This window comes from Flavobacterium sp. (genome assembly GCF_050696275.1).
GTDB lineage: Bacteria > Bacteroidota > Bacteroidia > Flavobacteriales > Flavobacteriaceae > Flavobacterium.
Map to the genome: position 1 here is coordinate 43,862 of NZ_JBOGUT010000007.1, position 26,964 is coordinate 70,825.

Sequence of the window (26,964 nt, forward strand, 5' to 3'; positions counted from 1 at the left end):
ACAAAGCATCAAACCACTTAAAATTAAGCAAAACCCAGTAAATCCATTAAAAGCTTAGCTCTTAATGGATCTAAAAAGTTTCTTTGCGCTATTATTTTGTTGAAGCAGTGATTTTACCTATTTTAACTCTGAAATCTGGAGTTCCAGTTGCTTTATTGCTATCAATAAACATTTCAGCATTAGGTGTGTGTTCGTATAAGTTGAAGAATGAACTATTTCCATAATAATCTTCAAGATCCTCATTATTTGTTGTGTTTTCAACAAAAATGTTTCCTTTACAATTATTAAAATACATTTCTTCAAATTTGATTTTCTTTAATCCTCCACCGTCAAGTTTAATTTCATCGTCAAGAATAACTGCTGGGCTAAACCCTGAAATTACACTCTTTTTTAAACTGAATGAAGTATTATCAGCAACAAATATACATTCTTTAACCAATCCGCTTGCTAAGTCAGCACCTAAATCTGTTGTATTGTTAACAAGAGTACAGTTTGTAGCGACAACATTGGTTAGATTTTTTGAAAAGTCAGCCTCTTCTTTTTTGTCATAAGACGAAACATTCATACATCTTGCTCTTGAAGAAGAAGAATAATAAGAATGTCTCACAGTCAGTGAATTGTCAATTCTGCATTGCGCTCCTTGAGTAATTTTGATGTCATCTCCTTTAGAGCGTAAAGTAACTAAGTTTTTTACACCTAAATCACCGCCTAATATTTCGAAAGCATTTCCAGCTGCGAAACTGCACATTACGTTTTCAATAACTGTTTTATTTCCTACACCTGCTAAAGAAATAGCATTGTAATCTTTGTACCCTTTGATTTTTTTACCCGCAAATTCAACTCTTAAAAAACGGATTACTCCTGAGTTACTTTGTGGATTAGCCCCTCCGTAAATAGTTTGACTAGGATCTAATTCGTAATTTAAAGATGAAGCTCCACCAAATTTATTGATTGGCCCATCACCTAAAATAACAATACCTCCCCAATCTCCTTCTTTTTTAGATGGTCTGTTAGATGTGAAAACAATTGGATCTGTTTCAGTTCCGTTTGCCACAAGCTGAGCTCCTTTAGTAATAACCAAAGCACCGCTTGTTTCAAAGTCACCTTTAATAACTGTTCCTGGTTCAATCGTAAGTATCGCATTATTAGTTACATAAACCGGCCCTTGCAAAAGATAAGTATTCTTTTTGTACAGGGTTGTGTTCGTAGTTATTTTGCCATACAAAATCTGATTTGTCTCATTGTATTCAGTTTTTGCCGGTTTAAACTCTGTCCAGTTGTTTAGCCAGTTGCTAGCACCAATAATTCCTTTTTCTTGTTGAGCACTTGCGGAAAAAACCACAAACAGGGCCAAGCATTTAATTTTTAGTAAGTTTCTCATGGGGGTAGATTTAGAACGTTAATAACTAAAATTATTTCAAAATAACAATATTTTAGATTAATACTTTTTGCTTATTCATTAAGCTGGTTTAATTCTTTTAACATTGATTCGTAGTACAATATAGATGAAATCAAGTTTCCTTTATCGGAATATGGCATCATCGTTCTTTGGAATTCAACAGTAGCGTTAAGGAAATTTGTTGTGTTTTCTCTTTGAGAATCCAACGCTTTGTTGTTCTCAGAGTTATCAGGAATACCCACATCTTGCATGGTAATACCTGGTTTTGTAGTCAATGCGATGTATGGTAAAGTGTTAATAAGTACTTTAATTCTTTCAATATATAAATCTAGCAATGCGCCTTTTTGCATAGTCTCTAGCTCACTTTTTTCATGATATTTTCTCATTGAAGCGCCCGTACTTATTATGCTCTTAGGTTTGTTTTTACTTTGTGCCTCTACATCATGTCCTGCAGCAAAAATCAGAAATAGACTTAAAAAGATAATTTTCTTCATGGTAATTCGTTTAATTTTCAATTAATAAAATTCTAATAGTTCAAAAATATACCTTTAAATTGAATTTACAAGTTTTTAATAACTTTTTTGTAATTTTTTTTAAAATCACTTGTAAATAAAACTTAAATGTTGTAACAAAAAAATAAATGCATTTGTATTTTTTAAACTAACATGCGAAAAGCGTGCCAAAAAATTTTACTTTGTTAAAAATATGAAAAAAAAATTATAAATGTGCATTTTGTCGATTATTTTTTCCCTTAATCGGGCGCAAATGTATTATTAATATTTCATAACTTCCTAATAATTAGCTGTTTTTATTGAATTAATTGTAGTTTTTTATTTAAACTCGTTAGTTTTTGCGTTTTTTAGGAATTTTAATACAATTTTTTAGCAACATCGTAAAAAAGTTTGGTTTTTTGATAAAATTAAAGCATTCAGCTATATTTGCATATGCGATTTAACGAAATAGTAGGCCACGAACACTTAAAAAATCACTTGACTCAAAGTGCTTCATTAGGGAGGATTCCACATGCCCAATTATTTGTAGGTCCCGAAGGATCAGGGGTTTTGCCTATGGCTATTGCTTATGCACAATATGTTTTGTGCCACAATACCGGTGTTGAAAACTCAGGCGGAAATGACTCTTGTAACTTAAAATTTGAACATTTTTCCCATCCGGATTTGCACTTCATTTACCCAACTGTAACCACTGAAGATGTAAAATCGAAGCCAAAAAGCTTTGATTTTTTACCTGATTGGCGTCAATTCCTAACCGAAAAACCATACGGAAGTTTGTTCGATTGGTACGGTATGTTAGGCGTTCAAAACAAACAAGGTGAGATTAGGGTAGAAGATGCTCAGGAAATTGTTAAGGCACTTTCACTCAAAGCTTACGAAGGCGGTTATAAAATTATGATCATTTGGATGGCCGATAAAATCAATATCGCCGCGTCAAATAAATTATTAAAACTGCTTGAAGAACCGACAGATAAAACACTGTTTATCCTCATTACCGAAAGTGAAGAGGACATCATACAAACAATACGTTCACGCTGTCAAGTACTTCATTTTTCGGGCTTAAGCGAAAATGCTATCGCCGAATCGCTTGTAAACAGTCAAAATATTGAACCGAAAAGAGCGCAGAAAATTGCCCGAAAATCACAAGGGAATTATAATAAAGCTTTGCAATTTTGTAACGAAGTAAATGATGATTTGCCTTTTGAAGAATGGTTTGTCACATGGGTTCGTGCTGCTTTTAGGGCCAAAGGAAATGCCGCTGCAATACAGGATTTGATTAACTGGAGCGAACAAATTGCCGGTTTAGGCCGGGAAACGCAAAAAAAATTCCTTCATTTTTGTGTTGAAATGTTCCGTCAGGCACTGCTTTTAAATTATCAAACAGAAAAATTAGTTTATATCGAACCGTCTGTCGCCAATTTTAGTTTTGAAAAATTCGCGCCTTTTGTCAACGGAAACAATATAAATGATATCTTTAATGAGCTTTCCGATGCTATTTATCATATTGAACGCAATGGAAATGCTAAAATTATTTTAACCGATTTATCAATAAAATTAACCCGTTTAATTCATAAAAAATAAGCTTATGGAAAACCTAGCCGCCGTTTTTATCTTGATTTTTTTAGCCATTACTTTTTTACAGTCAGGTTACGATAAGTATACTGATTACAACGGAAATTTATCCTGGTTAACAGAGCATTTCTCAGGCACTTTTCTGGCTGGTAAAGTTGCTCCGGCCCTAAAAACGTTGCTGGTTTTAGAGATTATCGCAGGAATTTTATGTCTTGCTGGCGTTGTTGAAATTTCAATAAGCGGAGGAACGGTTTTTGGGAAATATGGCGCTTCGGTTTCTTGTATTGCCTTATTAATGCTGCTTTTTGGACAACGAATTGCTAAAGATTATGACGGTGCCAGAACGATAGCAATTTATTTCATCCCTGCAGTTTTAGCAGTATATTGGCTGAGTTAAACAGTATTCAGACTTGCTCTGAACATTTTCAATTCATCCCAGGTAAATTTATCACCGTATTTTTCTTTTAGAGGATTTAGCGTTTCTTCGTGGTAATCTTTGAAAACATCAGTTAATGCAAGGATTTTATCTTCGGGTAAGACTTCCGTAATCCGAATTGAGCCGGCTTCAATCAGTTTTGCAATATGGCCGCCGATAGTTTGCGGTGTAAGTTTTCGGATGGCGGCAATTTCTTTGATCGTGTTTTTTTCCATCCATAACTCATACGTTTCCTGAACAGTAGCTTTTTTAGGTGCTTTTGCAGCTTTGTCCTTCTTCGAATAGCGTTCGACAGTATCGCCCTCATCAATCAGTGTACTGTTTTGCTTTTTGAATTCCTGGCGTATTTTTTCTAACTTATTGGTTTTATAACTTTTAATTTCACTTGAAGTCAGGTTTTCTTTGCAAATTGTTTCCTGTGAAACGATTGTTTTTACCAACAACTTGGCCTTCATCAATCTTAAAACAGCTTTCACCTGCAGTTCTTCCAAAACAGTTAATTCATCATAAAATGCTTTTACTTTTTTAATTCGTTTTACTTCTTCTAGCTTCCACAAAATTTCATAAACCAATTGATCCATTTGGTGGAAAAAATAAGAATAGGCGGCATTAACTCTTTCTTCAATAAATTGATAATCAACAGATTCACTCGAAAAAAGTTTATTTAGCTGATTGAAAAATTTTCTGGCAGGATCCTGCATTTCCCAAATAATTCCGGTTTGTTTTTTTGCCCAGATAAAATGCTTTGATTTCTCCGAATTATCTGATTTTTCACTGTAACTGAATTGATGATTTCTCCATTCCTGAGCCAAATCATTCCAATCGAAAGACTCTTTTAAGAATTCCAGCAGAAATTTTCTTGTTTCTAATTGCAGTGAACTGGCAAGAATTTCTTCGTTGGCTTTATTTTCGGCATAATCCATTACATCTAAATCGTTTGAAATACCATTCATTTGTAGTGGGGAAAGCAAAATAAGCCCTTCTAACGAACGCAAACGCGATAAAGCCACATAGGCTTGCCCTGGAAGAAAAACCTGCGAAACATCAAGCGCAGCTTTGTCAAAAGTCAGTCCTTGGCTTTTGTGGACGGTAATGGCCCAAGCCAGTTTGATAGGGTAATGGACGAAGGTGCCTAAAACTTCTTCCTCAATTTCTTTGGTATCAGGATTTACGAAATAACGTATGTTCTCCCATTCGTATTTTTCAACTTCAATCGTTTTATTTTCATCAGGGAAATGAACCAGGATTTCTTCATCAGAAAGGGACTTGACGAAGCCCATTTTACCATTAAAAAAGCTTTTCTCGGCAGATAAATCATTCTTCACAAACATAATCTGCGCACCAGGCTTGAGTTCTAAATGCTCTTCAACAGGGTAAATTTTTTCCGGAAAATCACCCGTAATTTCAGGTTTGAACTTCATCCTTTTTCCTTCCAGTTCTTCCAGTGCTTTCGCATTCATAGCATCCGCTTTGGCGTTGTGCGTGGTCAGTGTGATATAACCTTTGTTGGTTTGAAAGTCAAAACTCGGTTTTACATACTGATTTAAAACCCTAAGATCTTCCTGAGAAATCCGGTTGTTTCTCAAATGATTTAAAACCGATATAAAAACATCATCCGTTTGACGGAAAATCTTCGAAAGTTCAATGTATAGCGGTGGATTTAACTGAATTACGTGTGAATGGAAAAAGAACTTTCCGTTGTAATAATTGCGCAATGTTTTCCATTCTTCATCCTTGATTACCGGTGGCAATTGCATCAAATCGCCGATGAATAATACCTGAACGCCGCCAAAAGGACTTCTCTTTTTACGAACCGATTGCAGCATAAAATCAATAGCATCGAGCAAATCCGCACGAAGCATACTGACTTCGTCAATGATCAGAAGTTCCATATTTCGGATGACTGCCTTTTTTAAGCCGCTCATTTTGAAATGTCTGGCCAAAGTCTGTTTGGTTTCAAATCTAACCGAATCTGAAAATTGCGGTGCGCTGTTATCCGGAATAAACCCTGCAAATGGCAGTTGAAACATAGAGTGTATAGTGACACCGCCAGCATTCAAAGCGGCTATTCCAGTAGGAGCAACCACCACAACATTTTTGTGCGTGGTGCTGATAATTTCCCGTAAAAGTGTCGTTTTTCCCGTGCCGGCTTTACCTGTCAGAAATATATTCCGTTGGGTTTGATTGATGAACTGTAGTGTGTACTTGGCGTCTTGAGATAGGTTTTCCATTTGGCTTGTAAATATTCGGCTAAAATATCGATTTTTTTCAAATGAAAACAGATAAAAGAGCGTTCAGATTTTCGATATATTAACTAAGAATTACAGGTTCTAGCCCCGATTGCAGCAAGTATCCTTTTTCCGGAAGCCTTTGCAGAATGTGCCGTCGTTTTTTAAATAAGTGCTGGCGAAGGGAAAAGATACTGCAAAAAGCGGGAATCAGCTCCAAAAAAAAACCTCCATCACAATCGATGAAGGTTTTTACTTATTGCTTGAGGAGATTATTTTTTTTCTTCCTTCTTGTCTTCCGTTTTCTCTTCTGTTTTAACTTTTCCGGCGAATTTTTCATTTAGAACTTTGACCATTTCACCAGTAATATCATAAGCGTCTTTTGCATACAAAACAGTGGCTGCATCGCCTGTTCCATAGATATAATCGTATCCTTTTTCTTTTCCGTAGTCTTTAATGAATTGTTTTACTTTCTTCACTAAACTGTCTGTTTCTTTCCCGCTTTCTTGCTGTAATTCTTGCAACATTCCTTGTTGAGTATACTGCAATTGTTGCTGTCTTTGTTGCAATTCAGTACCTTTTTGCTGAGCCCAAGCCTGACCTTTTGCCATAGCGTTTTGTTGAAAACTATTCATTTCTGCTTTTAGGTTTTTGGCAGTAACTTCAAGTTCACGATCCATGACTTCGCCTTTCGTTTTAAATTTTTCGTTCAATTCTTTAGCTTCATCATAATCCTCCATTAATTTTGCTGTATCGATATACGCTGTTTTGAATTCTTTAGCACTTGGAGTTTTATCACAGGCAATCATTGAAAATGCCAATGCAGCAATTAATACAATTTTTTTCATTTTATATTTTAATTAATTTTTTGAAATTTTGGTAAAAGTAGTAATTTTTTGGAATGTTGAATTATATAGCATTTTGAATTGTTCTTTTTTTGAAATTTGGGCAAAAAAACAATCATAAGAAATTATTATTCGAATTCGGTTTTTATAGTTTTTCGCTATTGAAACTGGCTTATTTTAAGTGTTTTTGAAGCACTTTCCTTTTTTCGACATAAAAATACCTGCTTTGTTTTGAGAAACTCTTTAAAACGCGCTTAAAATGCGTTTTACTGGTTTTTTAACACGTAAATATGCGATGAATACTCCAATGTACGCTTTGCTTTGAGATTAGACACAAATCCGATCCAGAAAGCTTTAAAAAAATTCATTTTTCCGTTTTTGTATTTTTCCGATAAAAGTGAAACGTAAAAACTGTCAAAAATCATCGGAAGGATTTTTATGAGTTTCATATTTTCGCTGGCAAATAATTTTTGAATGGAAATTTTTGAAAAATGCCACAAATGTCTTGGCACATCATAAGCCGCCCAAAATTCTCCGTAATAATTTGCGTCATACGATTTAAAATTTGGAACAGCGATAATTATTGTTCCGTTTGGCTTCAATAATCGCTTCAATTCTTTGATTTGCTGTTCAATATCCGGCACATGTTCCAATACATGCCACATTGTTATGACATCAAATGATTGGTTTTCAATGTTTTCAATTGAGTTTTGAAAGGAAACTCCTTTAGAAATGGCTGTATTTCTAGCTTTTTCGCTTGGTTCTAACCCCGTTGTTTGCCAGCCATTGCCTTTGGCAGTAGCCAAAAAATCTCCAGTGCCCGCGCCAATGTCCAATAATGTTCCTTTTTCGGGATGAAAAGAATTAATCAGAGAAACTTTCTTTTTTAAAGAATAGGATTTTATGAAATGGTACATTTTTTCGAACAAAGAGCGCTTGCCGTCTGTGTGAGAAATGTAATCATCACTTTCGTAATATTTAGGCAAAACATCCAGCGAAGGTTGCGGATGCGTTTTTAATAATTGTAAGTTTTCATCGATAAGCAATTCGAAATTTTCTTTTGAAACGGAATTATCTTTGACCTTGATAAAAACAGATTGATTTAAAAAATCCATGTATTGAAATAAAATATAAAATATAAATTTTCTTTGTTCCTAAAATTTCAAATATTCGTTTCACGTGGAACATTTGAAATTTAAAAACAGGAAAGTAGAGTAGGTATAGTATCCTATTTCTCCTTCCTGTACTTTGCAATTATTATCTTCCCATAAAAACCAATAATACTGAAATATCATTTGGTGAAACGCCACTGATTCTTGAAGCTTGTGAAATTGTTACCGGTCGAATTTTTTTAAGTTTCTCTCGGGCTTCATAAGACAAAGATTTTAATTTATCGTAATCAAAATTCTCAGGAATATGCATGTCTTCTAAACGGTGCAATTTTTCAGCGTTATTTCTTTCTTTCTCGATATAGCCTGAATATTTAACCTGAATTTCGGTTTGTTCCAAAATTTCCTGATCTAAATCATGTTCAGCAACATATTCCCTTACTTTATCAAATTGCATCATATCCTGCATATCGATTTGTGGGCGTGAAAATATTTTAAACATTTTATCGGATTGTGTAACCTCAGAAGTTTCTTTGGCGACTAAAACCGGATTTGCTTCCGCAGCAGTGACACTTGTCTCTTTGATAAAATCTACCATCGCTTCAGATTTAGAAAATTTTTCTTCCATGCGTCGCATTCTTGCTTCAGAAGCTAACCCTATTTCGAAAGATTTTGGAGTCAGTCTGAAATCAGCATTGTCCTGGCGAAGTAAAGTTCTGTATTCGGCTCGTGATGTAAACATTCGATACGGTTCATCGGTTCCTTTTGTAATAAGGTCATCAATAAGAACGCCAATATAAGCTTCATCACGTTTTAGAATAAAAGGGTCTTGCTCTTTAACTTTCAAAGCGGCATTAATTCCGGCAATCAAACCTTGAGAAGCTGCCTCTTCATAACCTGTGGTTCCATTAATTTGCCCAGCGAAATACAATCCGTCAACTAACTTGGTTTCCAAAGTATGTTTCAATTGGGTAGGAGGGAAATAATCGTATTCAATGGCGTAACCTGCTCTGAAAAATTTAACGTTCTCAAATCCTTCAACAGATCGCAAAGCTTTAAACTGAATGTCTTCCGGTAGCGAAGTTGAAAATCCGTTTACATAAACTTCAACGGTGTTCCACCCTTCAGGTTCCACAAATAACTGATGTCTGTCTTTATCCGCAAAACGATTAATTTTATCTTCGATAGAAGGGCAATATCTTGGCCCTAAACTTTTAATTCTTCCATTAAACATTGGCGAACGTTCAAAACCTTCACGCAATAAATCATGAACCAAAGGAGACGTATAAGTCATATGACAATCCCTTTGAATCGTTAATGGTTTTGTCATATCGGAATAAGAGAATTTGGAAGGATTAACATCGCCGCCTTCAACTCTCATTTTTGTATAATCTAAAGAACGTCCATCAACACGTGGAGGCGTTCCGGTTTTCATTCTTCCAGATTCAAAACCAACTTTAATCAAATCTTCCGTGATTCCGAAAGAAGCACTTTCGCCAGCACGTCCTCCTCCAAACTGTTTGTCACCAATGTGGATCAATCCGTTTAGGAAGGTACCATTTGTCAACACAACGGAATTTGAATAAATGGTTAGACCTAGTGCCGTTTTAATTCCGATGATTTTATTATTTTCTACAATAACACCGGAAACCATTTCCTGGTAAAAATCAAGATTTGGAGTTTGCTCCAACATTAATCTCCATTCTTCAGAAAAGCGCATGCGGTCACTTTGCACCCTTGGCGACCACATTGCAGGTCCCTTGGACTTGTTCAACATCTTAAATTGAATGGCTGTTTTATCAGAAACAATTCCTGAATAACCACCAATAGCATCAATCTCTCGAACAATCTGTCCTTTTGCAATTCCACCCATAGCAGGATTGCAGGACATTTGTGCAATATTCTGAAGGCTCATTGTAACCAACAAAGTTTTACAGCCTAAGTTTGCAGCGGCAGCGGCAGCCTCGCATCCGGCATGTCCGGCACCAACCACAATTACATCGTATTTTTCTAAAAACATTTTAACTTGGAGTTTAATATTTAGATCCGGTTACACGGAAATCCAAACCTATATTCTAATTGTTCCACGTGGAACTTCATCCTTTTCTTTTATTGTATTTAAAACTGTTCCACGTGAAACAATCAAAAAACAATAAATTAAAACCTATTGTTTCACGTGAAACAATTTGATTTTTTCATCTTCTTTACTTCTCATCAACAACTCATCGGCTTCGCTTTTGTCTTTATATCCACAATAATGCAGCACACCATGAATAAGAACTCGCTTCAATTCTTCACTAAAATCAACATTAAAATCAACCGCATTGTCTTTTACTCTTTCAATGGAAATATAAATATCGCCGTTAATTTCGTTGCCAATAGAATAATCAAAGCTAATAATATCAGTTAAAGTGTCATGATTTAAATACTGTTGATTCATTTCAACCAAATACTCATCATCACAAAAAATATAATTAATTTCTCCTTCTGACTTATTTTCGGACTTAATAACATTTGAAATCCAATCGAAATACAATTCTTCGTTTGGGATTTCGAAATCTAATTCATAATTAAAGCTTATCATTTTCTCTAAAATATTCTTGAACCTTGCGGTTAAAATTGGAGCGCAAAGGTAGTGTTTGTCTGTTTAAAATTTCAATGCTATTTAAATAATCTTGTAATTTCTGCGGTAGAGGAGAAGCGCTGTTATTAAACTGCGTTTTGTTTGTATTCGATTGTCGCTTCGTATCTTGATTTTGCTCTTGCATCGCCTTCTCTAGTTTGAGTAATTCATATTTTAAATTCAATGCTTTTTGAATCACATCGTTAGTGAAACCTTTATTGATAAGTTGCTTTTCGATCTGTTTCATTTGGTTCAAAGCATTTTGTCCTGAACCGCCAAGACCGTTTTTTTGCAATTCTTTTTCCAATGCATCACGCAATTGTTGCTGTTCTTTTAAAATATCCAACACTTGTTTTGCGTCTCCTTCACCATCACTTCCTTCTCCGCCTGAACCAGGTTTACTTCCTTTTTTATCACCCGGTTTATCACCTTTCTCACCTTTCTCTCCCTGCTTGCCATCATTACCTTGTTTAGGTTTTCCTTCACCCATTTTCTTGGCTAACCCTTCTTGCTTCTTAATGATATCCGGCAATTGCATCCCTTGTCCTTGTCCTGGTTTTGGTTTTCCGCCAGCCATTCCAGCAAGCGACATTTGCATTCCGTTGAGAATATCACTTAATAAGTTAGCCAAATTATTAGCACTTGTTAATGAAAATTGCTGACTAGCTGTTCCGCGCCCTAACTGATTTTCTGTAAAGTTCTCAATGCTTTTGTCAATGTTGTAATATACTTTTCCAATCTCAGAAGTAACTTGCTCGCTGATTTTTGGGTTACGCAATGACATGGCAAACAAACTATCATCAACATGTTTGAATTGGGTTTTTAAATCTTGTTGCGTCTTAAGATATTTCGTAAACGAAGCAGATGACACACTTGACATCGACTTGAAATTCTTAATCAATCCTTCCTGAGAAAATGAAAATTCAAGTAGATTATCTAAAATCTGACGAAGCATTTTAACGTCTTCTTCCATTTGTTCCTGTTCGCCACCTTCCATTTCAGATTGCATCGACTGACTCATCTGCATCATTTTTTTTGCTGCACTTTTCTGTTTAGGAGAGGCTTTCTCTTTTTGATTTTTCTTTAATTCATCAGAAGCATTTTGCATATCTTTATCAATGCTTTCTTGCTTTTCTTTGTCTTGAGGAATGTCCATTGGCGATTTTAACTCTTTGTTTTCCTTGTCCAATTCCTTTAATTCTTCTTGAATCTTATCGAATTCTTTATTGATTTCGTTTTGCTTTTCAGTAGAATTCTCCTTTTTATCATCAGCAAGCGCATCTTGTTTTTCAGAAAGTTTCTCTAATTTATCTGCAATCTGTTCAGCTTTTTTCTCTACATAATAACGCTTAGTTAACTCAACTAACTGCTCCAAATTCTTAGTTTGATTTTTACTCTTTTGCTGGAATTTTTCAATCTTATCAAACAACTCTTCCTGATTCAACTTCTCGTTTAATTCTTTAAGTTCATCCAAAAGCTTTTGATTTTTTTCTAATTCCTTATCCGCTTTTTCAAGACGTTCTTTTAATAATTCCTTTTCAGGATCTTTTTCATTGGACTTAAATTGCTCTAAATTGTCTTTGATTTTTTCTGAAAACTCTTTCATTAAATCTTCTTGTTGCTTCTGCCTTTTTATGAAATCGTTTATTTTTTGTTGCTCTTTATAATCTAAACTGCTTTTTTCTTTGTTATTATTTTTCAGTTTTTCCAATTCAGACATTTGTTTGTCCTGCGCATTAAGAGATTTCTGCAAGCTATTGATGTTATTATTCTGCTGTTGCAAATTCTCTTCCTGCTTCTCTTCAAGTGTAGATTCACGATGAGAGAAAACAGAAGATTTAGAACTTTTGAAATTATGCGGTGCATCGTTATCAAATACCTCAAAATAGTAATCGTAAGGCACTCCCACTACAATAGGTAAGTTGCTTGGAAATGAAAAAACAAATTGACCAAAGACATCCTGCTTAACAGCTATAGTTTCGCGTTTCGCATCTTCCGGTTTGTCCTTAGGAAAATAGACAATCTGTAATTTTGAAAATCCGTAATCATCTGAAATCTGTCCTAAAATATAATTTTTACCAACCTTTAAAGAGTCCGGTGCAGTTGTAGCTTTGATGGTTGGATACTGATCTTTGATAATATTAATTGAATAGTTCAGTTTTTCATAGTTTTTAACCGATTTATTTGAAGTAAATATTTGATAATCTGTGTTTTGAAGTATATTCTTCGTCAATTTAAACTCATTTCCAGAGTTCTGAAAAGAAAAAGAGGCTTTATCGTGAATCAAACTAATTCCAGAAGTAGCAATCGTACTGATTTTCCATGTTATTTGTGTCCCTTCCGGTACAATAGCATTACCGGTTCCTTTAATCAATTCCGATTTCTTATTCAGATAATTTGGGAAATTGAGTGTCATTATAAAATTGGAAATGGCAGGAACGGTGACAACATTCAGCGTGTAATCTTCAGAAGAAATCTCATTTGCTTCGATATGAAAATCTACATTCTGCAGTGGTTTCTCAAATACAAATTGAAATTCACCTTGTTTGTTATTCTCCATAAAATAGCTTTCGTCATCAATAAAAATCATGGCTTTTTCAGGCACAACTGAACCAATCGTTTTAACCTTCAAAACAAAATCTTTATTTTGCTCCGTTTGCAAATTATTAGTTACAACAAAACTAAATGGAGCAGGAGGTAAAAATTGTTCTTTGTAATGCACTACACGATTCATGCTTTCAGTAATAAATTGCTCACGACCTGAAAGTATTAAAAACAAGAAAACTAACAATGGAATAATTGCTAACGGTAAAAACTTTTTATTCTTCTTAAAATCAATGGCGTTCGTAAATGGAATTGGCTGCAAAGAATTAGCCTTTTGTTCTATCGATGCCAGCAACAATTCGGAATGATTATCATCTTTAGAAAGCTGAAGAAAATTAGTTAGCTTGTCACTTACTTCAGAAAAATGACTGCCAATGATTCGTGAAGCGTCGTTAAAATCAATTCCTTTTTGAACTTTAAAAAGTTTAAAAACAGGAAAAGCTATAAATCGGATAAGTAAAAAAACTTCAACACAGATAAATAACCAAAACAAGAATGTTCTGCCAACCGGTTTTAACCAAAGAAAATACTCAATGAAACTGGTGGCCAAAAGATAAATTAGTCCCAATCCAACAAAGAAAATAGTCCCCCGCAACAATTCATTGGTGTAAAATTTCCTGATAAATCCTTCGAGCTTTTGAAATATAATTTTTGAGTTTTCCACAGTAATATAGTTTCTTGTCTTAATAACCTATAAAAGTACAAATTTTTAAATTGCTTAAATGCTAAAAAAAAGCCAATGGATAAATCTCATTTTCAAATTTTTAAATTGACGCATTGAAACCGTATCTTTGCAATCAAATTTTATATAAAATGTCAAAGCAAGTTCGCGTGCGTTTTGCACCAAGTCCTACAGGACCTTTACATATTGGCGGAGTACGTACCGCTTTATTTAATTATTTATTTGCCAAAAAAAACAATGGTGTTTTCTTTTTGCGAGTAGAAGATACTGATCAGAACCGTTTTGTTCCTGGTGCTGAAGCCTATATTATGGAAGCGCTGGAATGGTTGGGAATTGCTCCTGATGAAACTGTAGGAAAGAATGAAAAATTTGGTCCGTACCGCCAAAGCGAAAGAAAACCATTGTACAGACAATATGCTGACCAGTTAATAGATTCCAGTTGGGCGTACTATGCTTTTGATACTTCAGAAGCGCTGGATGCACATCGAAAAGAGCATGAAGAACAAGGGAAAACTTTTATCTATAATCATCATAACAGGGAAAAATTAGACACTTCTCTGGTAATTTCGAAAGAAGAAACAGAAAAAAGAATCGCAAACGGAGAAGAATATGTTATTCGTTTTAAAACTCCAGTTGATGAAACGTTACATCTGAAAGATATCATCCGTGGCGATATAAAATTTGAAACCAGTTTACTAGACGATAAAGTACTATTTAAAAGTGACGGAATGCCAACCTACCATTTAGCCAACATTGTAGATGATCATTTGATGGAAACATCACATGTAATTCGTGGTGAAGAATGGCTTCCTTCAATGCCATTACACGTCTTACTGTATAAAGCTTTCGGATGGGAAGCTCCAGAGTTTGCCCATTTACCTTTGATTTTGAAACCAATCGGAAATGGAAAATTATCCAAAAGAGATGGAGACAAAATGGGCTTTCCAGTATTTCCTTTGGAATGGAAAACCGAAGAAGGTATTTCTTCCGGTTATAGAGAAAATGGATTTTTCCCAGAAGCAGTAATCAACTTTTTAGCCTTATTAGGATGGAATGACGGAACAGAACAAGAGCTGTTTTCGTTAGAAGAATTAATTCAAAAATTCGATTTAAACAGAGTCAACAAAGCAGGGGCTAAATTTGATCCTGAAAAAAACAAGTGGTTTAATCATCAATATCTTGTAAAGAAAGACGATGCCAGTTTATCAACATTATTTTTGCCAATTGTTCAATCAAAGGGAATAGAAACCGATTTAGCATATGTAACAAAAGTGGTTACTTCAGTAAAAGAAAGAGCGCATTTTGTTAATGAACTTTGGGATTTGTCTGATTATTTCTTTGAAGCTCCAGTAACATATGATGAAAAAGCATCAAAAAACTGGAAAGAAGAAACTCCTGATTTAATGAAACAATTGATTTCAGTCCTGGAAAATACCACTGATTTTACATCTGCAAATATTGAAACCGAGGTAAAAGACTGGCTTACGAAAAATGAAATAGGAATAGGGAAAGTAATGCAGCCCTTCCGGTTAAGTTTAGTCGGGAAAATGATGGGACCACATCTTTTTGACATTGTTGAAATGATTGGGAAAGAAGAAACCATTAAACGAATTGAAAAAGCAATTCAAACTTTATAGAAAAAGAAAACCCTGCAAATGCAGGGTTTTTTATATACAACTTACATAAACCGGATTGTTGAAAAACCCTAAAATAGCCATGTTATTATGTCCTGCATATTCCAGTCAAAACAAAAAAATACAAACCTTTTCCAGTTTAAACAAATAGTCAAATTAACTGTTTGGATTGAAAATAGCTTCGAAAGAAAAGGATCAATTTTAACATGAAATAAAAAAGCCTCAAATATTTTGAGGCCTTAAATTATTGAATTGATAATCTTTTAAATTCGAGGTTTTGCATATAAACTATCATAGCCTCTCTAAAATAACTAAATGAAGCACCATTCTCAAACGATTCATTCGTTAGCCTATCACGAACAAAAAAAGCTTTATAAGTTATCGATGAACTTAAACCACTATTCTGATAGAATACAGTAGAAGTTTTTCCCATATTATAATCAAAATAATATCTATACTTTTCTCTAGGATACTTTTCTCCTATTAAATCATAAGGAGTTATAAATAAATACTCCCCTTTATAATTTTCAATTACTGCTTTTCTTAAATATTTATCATAGCTATTTCTCCCTTTTAATACACATAGCAATACCGTTTCTTTTTTTCCGAATTCTGGTGGAATAGCATTATTTTCTTCTGTATATGCTACTCTTGCTCTTTTTTTTACTACATTTCTTCCAATAAAGCAAGAACTAAAACAAATTGATAGTAAAAAAATGAATGTTGTAAAAGTTAAAAATCTAATCGTTTTCATATATAATTTTAGGTTAAAAATAAATCGCGCAAATGTAGGTCATTTGCGCGATTATAATGGCGTCTTTTCTTAATTTATAAATTAAGCAACAACTGTCCGCTCAGTATTCCTAAATGCCCTTTGAAATCACCGTTGTTCTTCAACTTAAATTCTTCGCTTTTATTCAAATTATTCAGAAAATTATTCAACCCATACTGGTAAGATACTACTGCTTTGACTCTTTTGGAACCTGCTGAAATACCGGCATAAAAATTACCGTTAATCTTAGTGACATCAATAATATCATTAGTTAGTAATGCTGTTCCTGCAATCCTATTTTCCTTGTCATTGGAATTAAATTTTAGCTTATCATTTACTTGGAGAACTGGGCCAAGTTCAAAGGAAAAATGATCTTCGACAATATTATAACTTAACAATAACCTTATCTGAGCAGCCAAAAATTTATAATTAACCTCTTTATTCTGAGCCGAAAGGGTAGTGGTTCCAACAGAGAAATTACTTTCTGAAAACTGCATTCCGAAAATCATACTGAAGTTATTATAATAATTCCCGCGGACCGAAAATCCACCAATCCAACCTATTTCCGGTTTCGTACTAAAGTTAGAAGTAATTAAAGAGGTTTGTGTTATTCCACCAGAAATACCTATTCGATTGCCATCTCTGTAACCATGCTGTGCCTGTACAGCTATAGAAATAATCATCAAACTAAAAAGAAATATCCTTTTCATAAATCATAAATTTTAAACAAAAGTAAAAATTAATAATTGAAACCCATGTAACTTTTGCTACAAACCAACGTATAACTATCATTAAACAAATAACTTAAAAACTAAAACTATGGGAATTCCAGTACTTGCCTTACTTTTTGTAGGCTTTTTTCTTCTAATGGCTTCTTTTTTTACCGTAAAACAGCAAACAGCGGTAGTTATTGAGCGTTTTGGAAAATTCTTAAGCATTCGAAACTCCGGTTTACAACTTAAAATTCCTGTTATTGACAGAATTGCAGGCCGAGTAAACTTGAAGATCCAACAATTAGATGTTCTTATTGAAACACAAACAAAAGACAATGTGTTCATAAAAATGAAAGTTTCTGTACAATTCAAAGTTATCCAGGAGCATGTGTATGAAGCTTTCTATAAATTAGAATATCCACACGACCAGATTACTGCTTATGTGTTTGATGTGGTTCGTGCCGAAGTGCCGAAATTAATTTTAGATGATGTTTTTGTCCGTAAGGACGATATTGCTATAGCAGTAAAACGCGAATTAAACGAAGCAATGATGGCTTATGGATACGATATTATCAATACATTAGTAACTGATATTGATCCGGATATTCAAGTAAAAAATGCGATGAACCGTATCAATGCTGCAGAAAGAGAGAAAACAGCAGCGATGTTTGAATCTGAAGCACAACGAATTAGAATTGTTGCCAAGGCAAAAGCTGAAGCTGAAAGTAAAAAATTACAAGGTCAGGGTATTGCCGATCAAAGACGTGAAATTGCTAAAGGTTTGGTAGAAAGTGTTGCGGTATTGAATGAAGTAGGTATCAATTCACAAGAAGCTTCTGCCTTAATTGTCATCACTCAACATTATGATACATTACAAGCGATTGGTGCCGATACTAATTCGAACTTAATTTTATTACCAAATTCACCACAAGCAGCTGGAGATATGCTGAATAATTTGGTAACCAGTTTTACTGCATCAAATATGATTGGGGAACAAATGAAAAATCAACCTAAACGAGTAAAGAAAAATCAAGATCATACTTCAACAGATTATAATCCTTCGGACACATCAAATCCAACTCCCGAAGTTTAAAAAATAATTACTTTAAAAAAAGAGTTTCAGAAATGAGACTCTTTTTTTTTGAGCTGAATCAATTTATCTCAATTTTATGCTGAAAAAAACGAAAAAGCAAAATAAAGCGTTTTATTGGAATTTTGCCACATGAAACAATAAAACACCTTGGTCTAATTTTTAAATCCTTTAAAATAAAAATATGAAGGTCAGTTTTAATAATTAAAACTGATTGTTTTTTAAAATCAATAAAAAAAAATTATATTTAAGAAGAAATAAAGGCAAAATTGAAATAAAGCGATTTACTGCAATTTTATTACATAAACAACAAAACACCTTAGCTGGTTTTTTAAATAAATTAAAATTAAAATATGAAGGTCACTTTTAATTATTACAAATTATAGTTTTTAGAAAATCTATCGATAAAATCAATAATAAATAAACCCACTTAAAAGTGGGTTTATTATATAAAATTTCTATGATAACTGTTTTACATTTTTAAAAGTTCAAAACTGTTTAAAACCATTTCATCGTTTTCATTTTCTTTCAAATCAGAAAGTTTTTCTCTAAAATGATCCAAAAGATATTTTTTACTTCCGAATGCTTTTACCATTTCAGATCTGACAATATTTGACTGGCTCGCACCTGAAAAATTAAATAATTTTTGCAACTTGTCAATTTCAATAGTTTCGACATCCAAACTGTTTGAATGTTCAATAATTAGATTAGCAAAAAGCAGCGAGTTTTTGTCATTAATATTGCTAAGACTTTTATTAAAAGAATTAAGTAACAAATCTGTATTTTCAATAATTGAAATAGTACTTTTAAACGTCACTTCAAATTCTTGTCTTTTTTCTAAATCATTGGTTTTAAAGAAACTATTAATATTTTTTGGAATTGAATTAAGTAAATTCTCTTCCTTTTTATCGTTATTTTTTACTGTTACTTTTAAATCAACGGTCTTGTTGAAAACTAATTTATCAGCGGTTGAATCTCTGTCAACACAGAAATATCCAGTACGTTGAAACTGGAATTTATCACCTTCATTAGCTTCTTTTAAGCTGTTTTCAACAACTCCAATAACAGTTTTCAAAGAATTCGGATTAACAAATTCCAAGAAATTTTTATCCTTATGTGTATCCGGAGATTCTTCTAAAAATAGACGATCATACAATCTGATTTCTGCTTTAACGGCATGAATTAATGAAACCCAATGAATTGTTTTGGAAACTTTACGGTTACTAGCTTCAGAACCACTACCACTCTTACTATCAGTATCATAAGAAGTTATGATTTCAGTAATAGTACCATTAGCGTCTTTAACAATACTTTCAAATTTAATAATGTAGGCGTTTTTTAAACGAACTTCTTTTCCAACGAAATCTTCATTAAAACCAAGAAAATCATCTCTTTCGATGTAAATTTCTTTAGAAAATGGCACTTTTCTGAACGTCATTACTTCCTCTTCAGGGTTGTTTTCTGCGTCAAGCCACTCTTCATTTCCATCAGGATAATTGGTAATCACTAACTTAACAGGATCAAGAACAGCCATTACTCTTGGAGCAATTTTATTCAGATCTTCACGAACACAAAATTCCAATAAAGAAACATCAATCAAATTTTCTCTTTTGGCAATACCAATAGTTTCAGCAAAATTACGAATGGCAGTAGGAGTATACCCACGCCTTCTCATACCGGAAATAGTTGACATCCGCGGATCATCCCAACTTGTAACTAACTTCTCTTCAACTAATTGCAGTAATTTTCGCTTAGATACAACAGTGTGCGATAAGTTTCTTCTGGCAAATTCTCTTTGCTTTGGACGTACTTTATTGCTATCATAAATTTGGTCTAAAAACCAATCGTATAATTCTCTGTGAGGCAAAAATTCTAATGTGCAAAAAGAATGTGAAATCTGCTCTAAATAATCACTTTCTCCATGAGCCCAATCATACATAGGATAAATACACCATTTATCAGCAGTTCTGTGGTGATATTCATGTAAAATCCGATACATAATCGGATCTCTCATAAGCATATTAGTAGAAGCCATATCAATTTTAGCCCTTAAAATATGTGCTCCTTTTTCAAATTCACCATTTTTCATTCGTAAAAAAAGATCTAAATTTTCTTCTACAGAACGATTTCTGAATGGACTGTCAACACCGGGTTGTGTTGGAGTTCCCTTTTGCAAAGCCATTTCTTCCGAAGTCTGGCTGTCTACATAAGCTTTTCCTTTTTTAATCAATTCAATGGTCCAATCGAATAACTCTTGAAAATAATCTGATGCATAACGCTCTTCGGCCCATTTGTAACCCAACCATTCTACATCTCTTTTAATCGCATCGACATATTCCTGCTCTTCTTTTGCCGGATTGGTATCGTCAAAACGAAGGTTCACAGGTGATTGATAATCAATACCTAAACCAAAATTTAAACAAATTGCACTGGCATGCCCAACGTGTAAATAACCGTTAGGTTCAGGCGGAAAACGAAAGCGTAATTTAGCTTGAGACAAACCATTTTTTAAATCTTCTTCAATGATTTGCTCTATAAAATTCAGTGATTTTTCTTTAGTTGACATATTCTTAAATTGAAAGAACAAAGTTATCAAAAATGTTGGTTATTTGGTCATTTGTTGATTTTGTTATTTGTTGGTTCTTTCAGAAAAAGTTGTAATTTTATCGGATAAACGAATAACCAAATCATCGAATATACTTAAAATGGGGACAATAAAACTTAAAAATATCCGAACCTTTTCATTTCACGGCTGTCTGATTGAAGAAGGAAAAATAGGTTCCGATTATACTGTTGATTTAGAAATTAAAACGGATTTACGTAAATCCGCACAAAGTGATCACTTGGCAGATACCGTTGATTATGTCCTTTTGAATAGAATTGTGGTAGAAGAAATGGCTATTCGTTCGGAATTATTAGAGCGTGTTGCACAACGGATTATGGAAAGAATTTTTAAGGAAATACCGGCAGTATCAAGAATTCTGGTAGCCGTTTCAAAATTAAATCCGCCAATAGGAGGTGATGTTGAAGCAGTTACGATTGAAATGGAAGAATATAGAAATTAATTTTAAGCCAATATCTAATTAAATAAAGGGATAGTAAATAAATTTGTTCAAAGTTTTTGGCTTTTGGCTTTTGGCTTTTAACTTTTTTCTTATATTTGCAATCCAGTAAATAAAGGGCGTCGTGGCCGAGCGGCTAGGCTGGGCTCTGCAAAAGCTCCTACTCCGGTTCGAATCCGGACGATGCCTCAAGGAAAGAGATACGAAAGTGTCTCTTTTTTTTATGTTTTATTTTTAAAAAAAATAAGATAAAGAATGCCTCCGGTTCGAATTAGATAATGCTTAAAGGACGAAATACGAAAGTGTCTTTTTTTTATGTTTTATTTTTAAAAAAAATAAGATAAAGAATGCCTCCGGTTCGAATTAGATAATGCTTAAAGAACGAAATACGAAAGTGTCTTTTTAAGGTATTAATTGCAATTAACTTTCAATTTATTCAGTTATTTTTTCAAAACATTACAAGTAGTAATTAAAAAATAGACTTATTATTTTAAAATATTGAAAATTAAACTTAAAAAATATAGTTATTTATTAGAAGTATTCGGTTATTTATTAAAAGCTTTAAAAATATAACATAAAAAATACAGTTATTTTTTCAATTTTACTCATAAAACACTGGGAAATAAAAAACCTCTCGATCTGAGAGGTTTATAATTAATTTATATTAAAATAATTAATCGGAAATTATTATTCTTATTGGATAAACCTTTCTTTTTAAGGCATGTGTATAAAACCCGTAATCAGTAATAGCAATTTCAAATATATCTCCTTTTTTTAATTTTGAAATTTCACTAAATACTTCGTTGCTAATTCTATTTCCTTCTACAGATATTATTTTTCCTTCTAAAAATTTCACATCGAAACTTTTAACCTCAAAAAATTCAGAATCTGACTCAACAAACATAAAATTTTCCATCTTAGTAGAAATTTTAGCATTTTTGAAATCTTTCTTAGGCATTCCAACTAAACAATCTAAACAGTTATTGCCTTGTATTAAACCAATTAAAGCAGGCAATCCCTTAATCTTAAAAACATGTTCTTCAATAATTTTAGAATTATCGTTTAAAAGTATATCTAAACTGATTTTTACTTCCGAACCAATACCTGGTTTTAATGTATACTTTCCATTCTTAAATAGTAATCCATCGCCAGTTGCTGTGAAAGATTTAGCATTAGAAACTGCAATATTTATTGGATTCGAGACACCTCTGTAAACAATATTCATTCTTTCAGCTGAAACTACAGAAAGCTTTTGTTTTGGAGAAATAATGGAGTCATCCTGTGCTAATAATGAAAAATGAAGCAGAAAGAAGAATAAACAATAATAGCTTCTTTTCATATTAAATAAGATTTTAAAAAGCTACTTACTTTCTATTTTCTGAATAGTATCTTTTACGAATTGTTTATCGCTTGGAAACCAACCTTGAACTAATAAAACAATCCCGAAAATCACTAATAAGATACTGCTTATTTTCTTTATTTTAATAATGTTTATAGGAGTCAGTTTGTTTCTTAATTGTTTTGCCAAAAGTATTTTTCCAACATCAGTAACAAGATAGGAAAGTATTACAGTGGTAAAAAACCAAACGACATTGGATACTTCCATTTGTAATTTTGGAACAAAAGTGATGATAATCAACAGCCAAAATCCAAGTACTCCAATATTGATAAAATTCAATAAAAATCCTTTGATAAATAAGCTGAAATAATCCTTTTTTATCAATTCAACCACTTCAGCATCCTCATCGATGTTTTTTCTTGCCTTACGCAGCTTAAAAAACGAAATAAGGCCATAAGTAAGCATAATGATGCCTCCAAAAATAAATAGAGCCGGATCATCTTTTAAACTCTGAATTAAACGGTAACTTCCTAAATAGGCAATACCAATAAAGAAAACATCGGCTAAAACAACTCCAAGATCAAAGAAAAAAGCAGCTCTGAAGCCTTTGGTAATACTGGTTTCTAAGAGTACAAAAAAAACAGGTCCAATCATGAAACTTAAAAATATTCCTAATGGGATTCCGTTGCTTAAAATGTATTGTATCATAGAGTTTGTTTAGAAAACTTGCAAGTTAAAATTTAATTTAAAATAAACTATCTTTTGCTCATAATGATGTTTCCTCCTAGGATTGTCTTTTGATTCACTTGTTTCGGATTTCCATAAATGGTAATGGTTCCGCCGGCACGTACTTTTGCATCGACTAAATCTGTAGCTGTTACATCTGCACTTCCACCGGCATTAACTGACACTGCAGCTTGTGAAGTTTTACATTCCTTCGCTTCCAAAATACCTCCGGAATTAATTATAACCTCTAGATTTTGTGTTTCACCAGTCAGTTTTACAACTGCGCCATTAGAAGATTTTACTACAATTTTCTTGGCTTTAATAATGGTTTTTATCTGTGATCCTTCTTTAGCAATCAAATTAAAATTAATGGCTTCCAAAGGAGTTTCACATGAAATATAAGATCCTTCATTAGCTTCCAGTGCTTCTACTTTTGTAAAATAAACTTTAGCTACGATATCTTCGCCTTTTAGCAATTTACCTAAAGGCATTCTGATTTTCAATTCGCCGTTTGCATTTACAGTTTCAACTTCCTCTGACAACTTTCCGGTAATTTCAATTTTATTTTCAGTGGAAGCAATCAGCTGAACCGAAATTTTATCGAAAGCGGTCACTTTATCAAAGTCACCTAATTTTTTGGTGGTTTGTGCTGAAAGTATATTGGTTACAACCAAAAACGGAATGATAAATAGTTTTTTCATAGTAGGAATTTTAAATTATTCTTTTCTTCTTAAAAAATGAAAATCCAATTGTTTTTTTACCAAATCGGCATTTTTAACTTTAACGTAAACTTCATCTCCCAATTGCAATAGACTTTTCGAAATTTCGCCAACCAAAGCATATTGCTTTTCATCAAAAGTATAATAATCGTCTTTTATTTCTCGGATGCGAACCATTCCTTCACATTTGTTTTCGATAATTTCTACATAGATTCCCCATTCTGTCACTCCTGAAATTACGCCTAAAAATTCTTGATCCTGATGATCCTGCATGTATTTTACCTGCATGTATTTGATAGAATCTCTTTCTGCATTCGTAGCTAAATTTTCCATACTGGACGAATGAGCACATTTTTCTTCATAAACTTCCTGATCGACAGATTTTCCACCATCTAAATAATACTGCAATAACCTGTGAACCATTACGTCAGGGTAACGACGAATAGGGGAAGTAAAATGAGAATAATAATCAAATGCTAATCCGTAATGACCAATATTATCAGTAGAATAGGCTGCTTTACTCATCGTTCTGATGGCTAAAGTATCAATCAGGTTTTGCTCTTTTTTCCCCTGAACATCTTCCAGTAAAATATTCAATGATTTAGAAATATCTCCTTTGTTTCTAAAATCGATTTTGTAACCAAATTTAGAAATCACCGTTTGCATAGCAATCAGCTTATCTTCATTAGGTTCATCGTGTATTCGATAAACAAAGGTTTTCTTTTGTTTTCCAATGTATTCAGCTACTTTTTTATTGGCCAAAAGCATGAATTCTTCAATTAAATGATTGGCATCTTTGCTTTGTTTGAAATACACGCCAATTGGTTCTGCATTTTCATTCAAGTTAAATTTCACTTCCACTTTATCAAAAGAAATAGCACCATTATTCATTCTATTTCTTCTTAGAATTTTAGCTAATTCATCCAATTTTAAGGTTGCTTCCACTAACTCATCTTTAACAATGTATTCTTTTCCTGTCAGGGAAATTTCAGCAGGAATCGTATTTGATTTTGTTTCAATAATATGCTGTGCTTCTTCATAAGCAAATCGCTGATCTGAGTAAATTACAGTTCTTCCAAACCATTGATTGATTATCTGTGTTTTTTCATTGATTTCGAAAATAGCAGAGAATGTATATTTTTCTTCATTTGGTCTGAGTGAACAGGCAAAATTACTTAATACTTCAGGTAACATAGGAACCACACGATCAACTAAATAAACCGAGGTTCCACGCTGGTAAGCTTCATCATCTAAAATAGTCCCTTCTTGTAAATAATAAGAAACGTCCGCGATATGAATTCCAATTTCATAATTTCCGTTTTCCAGCTTTTTAAAGGATAAAGCATCATCAAAATCTTTAGCATCTTTCGGATCTATTGTATAAGTCAGCGTGTCACGCATATCCCTACGATTGGCTATTTCACTTTCTTGAATGGAAGTATCCAGTTTTTGGGCATACACTTCAACATCAACAGGGAAATCATACGGTAATCCATATTCGGCAAGAATTGCATGAATTTCAGTATCATGTTCTCCAGGTTTCCCTAAAACTTTAAGAATTGTTCCAAAAGGAGAATCTGCTTTTTTAGGCCAGTCTTCAATTTTTGCGATAACAACATCTCCTTGTTCTGCATCTCCTATTTTATCTTTTGGAATAAAAATATCAGTATACATTTTAGCATTGGCCGTAGAAACAAAAGCAAAATTCTTTTGAATATCGATTACGCCGACAAATTCTGTTTTTGCTCTTTCGATAACTTCGATAACTTCAGCTTCCGGTCGTTTTCCTTTTCTTCGGTTATACACATAGACTTTTACTTTGTCATTATCCAAAGCATGATTTAAATTATTGGTTGGAATAAAAACATCTTCTTCAAAATCTGGTGAAATAAAATAAGCTGTTTTACGCGAAGTCATATCAATTGTTCCTTCGTAATAATCCTGACTCATGGCTTTTACTAAATACTTGCCAGGTTCTGATTCGATAATTTGTTTTTTGGATTCCAATAATTTTAAATCCCTTATGATTTCGTTTCTACTTTTGGTGTCATCAACATCTAAAATAGCAGCAATTTGTTTATAATTAAAAGCTCTGTTTGCGTTTTGAGAAAGTATTTTTAAAATCTTTGAAGAGAAGTCTTTTGGTTTGGAACCAAACTTTTTTGGTTTTTTACTCATAGTCATTTTCTAATATTCCTGAAAATTACAAAATAGAATTCACTATTCTGTAAACAGTGTTAAGTTTTAAATAAAATATAACTTTTAGAAAATAAATTTTTTTTCAAAAAATGAAAGTTTTCAACAGTAACTAAAAACAACAAAAAAAGAATTTTATAAATTTTAAATTTTTGGTGGTTATGATGGGGTGTTAATAATGGCAATAACTTTTTAATATTGGTTGCAATTCTTTAGTTATACATTTTTATATTGATTTATTAACATAACATTAAGAGTTTAAAGGGTTCATTTTAAAGCGGTTTTAAAAAGCTATCAACAACTGTTAATAATTAGAAAAATACAATTTCTGTAGATAAGTTTAAAACCTGATCTTGTTAACAACCCTTCTTTTTTAAGCTGATAAATAATCTAAAAATTCATCAAACTTTGTTAGGATTTTAAAATCCAATTTTGGATTACGATTTTAATCGATACAGCCAAGAAATAGTTCTAATTTTCTATCCAAAGTTGTTAACATTTAATGTTAATTTAATATTAACTGATTATCAGCGAGTTATGATTTAATGTTAACATTGCAATAAATTAACAATTTTGATACAAAAACCGCATTGATTTCCAGTAATTTATACTTATTGTAAATTCTATCGAATCTGCTAATCAATGCTTTAGAATATTTTTGTTTATTCTTGAGGTTTTATTGGATTTTAATGATTAGAACAAT

20 protein-coding genes and 1 tRNA gene are annotated in these 26,964 nt (G+C 32.9%); 6 read left to right on the forward strand and 15 right to left on the reverse strand.

From position 1 onward, the window contains the following. Positions 1–91 precede the first annotated feature (91 nt). Both ACRDEC_RS05570 and ACRDEC_RS05575 read right to left on the reverse strand, forming a co-directional pair. Positions 92–1,381, reverse strand: a complete 1,290-nt coding sequence (locus tag ACRDEC_RS05570) for a hypothetical protein (protein WP_431497343.1) — start codon at positions 1,379–1,381, stop codon at positions 92–94. Between the two features lie 71 nt (positions 1,382–1,452). Beyond that, positions 1,453–1,893: a hypothetical protein gene (locus ACRDEC_RS05575; RefSeq protein WP_431497344.1), complete on the reverse strand. Its 441-nt coding sequence runs from the start codon at positions 1,891–1,893 to the stop codon at positions 1,453–1,455. Positions 1,894–2,343: 450 nt separating this feature from the next. Between ACRDEC_RS05575 and ACRDEC_RS05580 the strand changes: the two genes are divergently transcribed. Together ACRDEC_RS05580 and ACRDEC_RS05585 are read left to right on the forward strand one after the other, a co-directional pair. Continuing rightward, positions 2,344–3,492, forward strand: a complete 1,149-nt coding sequence (locus tag ACRDEC_RS05580; protein ID WP_431497345.1) for an ATP-binding protein — start codon at positions 2,344–2,346, stop codon at positions 3,490–3,492. A 4-nt stretch (positions 3,493–3,496) separates the two neighbouring features. Then, entirely contained in the window at positions 3,497–3,880 is a 384-nt protein-coding gene (locus ACRDEC_RS05585) for a DoxX family protein (RefSeq protein WP_431497346.1), read from the forward strand. On the opposite strand, the gene ACRDEC_RS05590 is transcribed toward ACRDEC_RS05585, so the two are convergent. From ACRDEC_RS05590 to ACRDEC_RS05615, 6 genes are all read right to left on the reverse strand, one after another. After that, positions 3,877–6,150 (reverse strand): helix-turn-helix domain-containing protein, encoded by a 2,274-nt coding sequence (locus tag ACRDEC_RS05590; protein ID WP_431497347.1) that lies wholly within the window; start codon positions 6,148–6,150, stop codon positions 3,877–3,879. The two genes, ACRDEC_RS05585 and ACRDEC_RS05590, sit on opposite strands and share 4 nt — an antisense overlap. A 269-nt stretch (positions 6,151–6,419) precedes the next feature. Then, on the reverse strand, positions 6,420–6,995 hold the full coding sequence (locus ACRDEC_RS05595; RefSeq protein WP_431497348.1) for an OmpH family outer membrane protein: 576 nt from the start codon (positions 6,993–6,995) through the stop codon (positions 6,420–6,422). 263 nt (positions 6,996–7,258) lie between these two features. Continuing rightward, entirely contained in the window at positions 7,259–8,107 is an 849-nt protein-coding gene (locus tag ACRDEC_RS05600) for a class I SAM-dependent methyltransferase (protein ID WP_431497349.1), read from the reverse strand. A 142-nt stretch (positions 8,108–8,249) separates the two neighbouring features. After that, the gene (gene mnmG, locus ACRDEC_RS05605) at positions 8,250–10,121 is read right to left on the reverse strand and encodes a tRNA uridine-5-carboxymethylaminomethyl(34) synthesis enzyme MnmG (protein WP_431497350.1); all 1,872 of its coding nucleotides are present in this window, start codon (positions 10,119–10,121) and stop codon (positions 8,250–8,252) included. 144 nt (positions 10,122–10,265) lie between these two features. Further along, complete coding sequence (gene ybeY, locus ACRDEC_RS05610; protein ID WP_431497351.1) at positions 10,266–10,685, reverse strand: rRNA maturation RNase YbeY; 420 nt, start codon at positions 10,683–10,685, stop codon at positions 10,266–10,268. Then, positions 10,672–13,992 carry a DUF4175 family protein gene (locus tag ACRDEC_RS05615; RefSeq protein WP_431497352.1) on the reverse strand — a complete coding sequence of 1,107 codons (3,321 nt, stop codon included), beginning with the start codon at positions 13,990–13,992 and terminating at the stop codon, positions 10,672–10,674. The genes ybeY and ACRDEC_RS05615 overlap by 14 nt, the downstream gene beginning before the upstream one ends. Before the next feature lie 149 nt (positions 13,993–14,141). Between ACRDEC_RS05615 and gltX the strand changes: the two genes are divergently transcribed. Beyond that, positions 14,142–15,647 carry a glutamate--tRNA ligase gene (gltX, locus tag ACRDEC_RS05620; RefSeq protein WP_431497353.1) on the forward strand — a complete coding sequence of 502 codons (1,506 nt, stop codon included), beginning with the start codon at positions 14,142–14,144 and terminating at the stop codon, positions 15,645–15,647. A 241-nt stretch (positions 15,648–15,888) separates the two neighbouring features. On the opposite strand, the gene ACRDEC_RS05625 is transcribed toward gltX, so the two are convergent. Continuing rightward, positions 15,889–16,398, reverse strand: a complete 510-nt coding sequence (locus ACRDEC_RS05625; protein ID WP_431497354.1) for a hypothetical protein — start codon at positions 16,396–16,398, stop codon at positions 15,889–15,891. Positions 16,399–16,472: 74 nt separating this feature from the next. Then, entirely contained in the window at positions 16,473–17,126 is a 654-nt protein-coding gene (locus tag ACRDEC_RS05630) for an outer membrane beta-barrel protein (RefSeq protein WP_431497355.1), read from the reverse strand. 109 nt (positions 17,127–17,235) lie between these two features. Between ACRDEC_RS05630 and ACRDEC_RS05635 the strand changes: the two genes are divergently transcribed. Beyond that, positions 17,236–18,222, forward strand: coding sequence for an SPFH domain-containing protein (locus ACRDEC_RS05635; RefSeq protein WP_431497356.1), 987 nt, complete (start codon positions 17,236–17,238; stop codon positions 18,220–18,222). Positions 18,223–18,691: 469 nt separating this feature from the next. Here ACRDEC_RS05635 and ACRDEC_RS05640 read toward each other — a convergent pair whose 3' ends face one another. Next, complete coding sequence (locus ACRDEC_RS05640) at positions 18,692–20,785, reverse strand: glutamine--tRNA ligase/YqeY domain fusion protein (protein ID WP_431497357.1); 2,094 nt, start codon at positions 20,783–20,785, stop codon at positions 18,692–18,694. A gap of 139 nt (positions 20,786–20,924) precedes the next feature. Between ACRDEC_RS05640 and folB the strand changes: the two genes are divergently transcribed. Continuing rightward, complete coding sequence (gene folB, locus ACRDEC_RS05645) at positions 20,925–21,284, forward strand: dihydroneopterin aldolase (protein WP_431497358.1); 360 nt, start codon at positions 20,925–20,927, stop codon at positions 21,282–21,284. Between the two features lie 115 nt (positions 21,285–21,399). Next, positions 21,400–21,470: transfer RNA gene (locus tag ACRDEC_RS05650), tRNA-Cys, on the forward strand. A gap of 484 nt (positions 21,471–21,954) precedes the next feature. Here the strand turns inward: ACRDEC_RS05650 and ACRDEC_RS05655 are convergent. The 4 genes from ACRDEC_RS05655 to rnr are packed head-to-tail and all read right to left on the reverse strand — an operon-like array spanning position 21,955 to position 26,243. Next, on the reverse strand, positions 21,955–22,620 hold the full coding sequence (locus tag ACRDEC_RS05655; RefSeq protein ID WP_431497359.1) for a hypothetical protein: 666 nt from the start codon (positions 22,618–22,620) through the stop codon (positions 21,955–21,957). 21 nt (positions 22,621–22,641) lie between these two features. Continuing rightward, on the reverse strand, positions 22,642–23,328 hold the full coding sequence (locus ACRDEC_RS05660; protein WP_431497360.1) for a LysE family translocator: 687 nt from the start codon (positions 23,326–23,328) through the stop codon (positions 22,642–22,644). A 47-nt stretch (positions 23,329–23,375) separates the two neighbouring features. After that, positions 23,376–24,047 (reverse strand): head GIN domain-containing protein, encoded by a 672-nt coding sequence (locus ACRDEC_RS05665; RefSeq protein WP_431497361.1) that lies wholly within the window; start codon positions 24,045–24,047, stop codon positions 23,376–23,378. 15 nt (positions 24,048–24,062) lie between these two features. Next, a complete protein-coding gene (gene rnr / locus ACRDEC_RS05670; protein ID WP_431497362.1) occupies positions 24,063–26,243 on the reverse strand; it encodes a ribonuclease R in 2,181 nt (726 codons plus the stop codon). Between the last annotated feature and the right edge of the window lie 721 nt (positions 26,244–26,964).

Excerpts from the sequence above, each read along its gene's own strand:
- ACRDEC_RS05630 (WP_431497355.1), bottom strand. The coding sequence starts at position 17,126 with ATGAAAAGGATATTTCTTTTTAGTTTGATGATTATTTCTATAGCTGTA.
- mnmG (WP_431497350.1), bottom strand. The coding sequence starts at position 10,121 with ATGTTTTTAGAAAAATACGATGTAATTGTGGTTGGTGCCGGACATGCC.
- ACRDEC_RS05570 (WP_431497343.1), bottom strand. The coding sequence starts at position 1,381 with ATGAGAAACTTACTAAAAATTAAATGCTTGGCCCTGTTTGTGGTTTTT.
- ACRDEC_RS05655 (WP_431497359.1), bottom strand. The coding sequence starts at position 22,620 with ATGAAAAGAAGCTATTATTGTTTATTCTTCTTTCTGCTTCATTTTTCA.
- ACRDEC_RS05575 (WP_431497344.1), bottom strand. The coding sequence starts at position 1,893 with ATGAAGAAAATTATCTTTTTAAGTCTATTTCTGATTTTTGCTGCAGGA.
- rnr (WP_431497362.1), bottom strand. The coding sequence starts at position 26,243 with ATGAGTAAAAAACCAAAAAAGTTTGGTTCCAAACCAAAAGACTTCTCT.
- ybeY (WP_431497351.1), bottom strand. The coding sequence starts at position 10,685 with ATGATAAGCTTTAATTATGAATTAGATTTCGAAATCCCAAACGAAGAA.
- folB (WP_431497358.1), top strand. The coding sequence starts at position 20,925 with ATGGGGACAATAAAACTTAAAAATATCCGAACCTTTTCATTTCACGGC.
- ACRDEC_RS05600 (WP_431497349.1), bottom strand. The coding sequence starts at position 8,107 with ATGGATTTTTTAAATCAATCTGTTTTTATCAAGGTCAAAGATAATTCC.
- ACRDEC_RS05580 (WP_431497345.1), top strand. The coding sequence starts at position 2,344 with ATGCGATTTAACGAAATAGTAGGCCACGAACACTTAAAAAATCACTTG.
- ACRDEC_RS05625 (WP_431497354.1), bottom strand. The coding sequence starts at position 16,398 with ATGAAAACGATTAGATTTTTAACTTTTACAACATTCATTTTTTTACTA.
- gltX (WP_431497353.1), top strand. The coding sequence starts at position 14,142 with ATGTCAAAGCAAGTTCGCGTGCGTTTTGCACCAAGTCCTACAGGACCT.
- ACRDEC_RS05665 (WP_431497361.1), bottom strand. The coding sequence starts at position 24,047 with ATGAAAAAACTATTTATCATTCCGTTTTTGGTTGTAACCAATATACTT.
- ACRDEC_RS05595 (WP_431497348.1), bottom strand. The coding sequence starts at position 6,995 with ATGAAAAAAATTGTATTAATTGCTGCATTGGCATTTTCAATGATTGCC.
- ACRDEC_RS05640 (WP_431497357.1), bottom strand. The coding sequence starts at position 20,785 with ATGTCAACTAAAGAAAAATCACTGAATTTTATAGAGCAAATCATTGAA.
- ACRDEC_RS05635 (WP_431497356.1), top strand. The coding sequence starts at position 17,236 with ATGGGAATTCCAGTACTTGCCTTACTTTTTGTAGGCTTTTTTCTTCTA.
- ACRDEC_RS05585 (WP_431497346.1), top strand. The coding sequence starts at position 3,497 with ATGGAAAACCTAGCCGCCGTTTTTATCTTGATTTTTTTAGCCATTACT.
- ACRDEC_RS05590 (WP_431497347.1), bottom strand. The coding sequence starts at position 6,150 with ATGGAAAACCTATCTCAAGACGCCAAGTACACACTACAGTTCATCAAT.
- ACRDEC_RS05660 (WP_431497360.1), bottom strand. The coding sequence starts at position 23,328 with ATGATACAATACATTTTAAGCAACGGAATCCCATTAGGAATATTTTTA.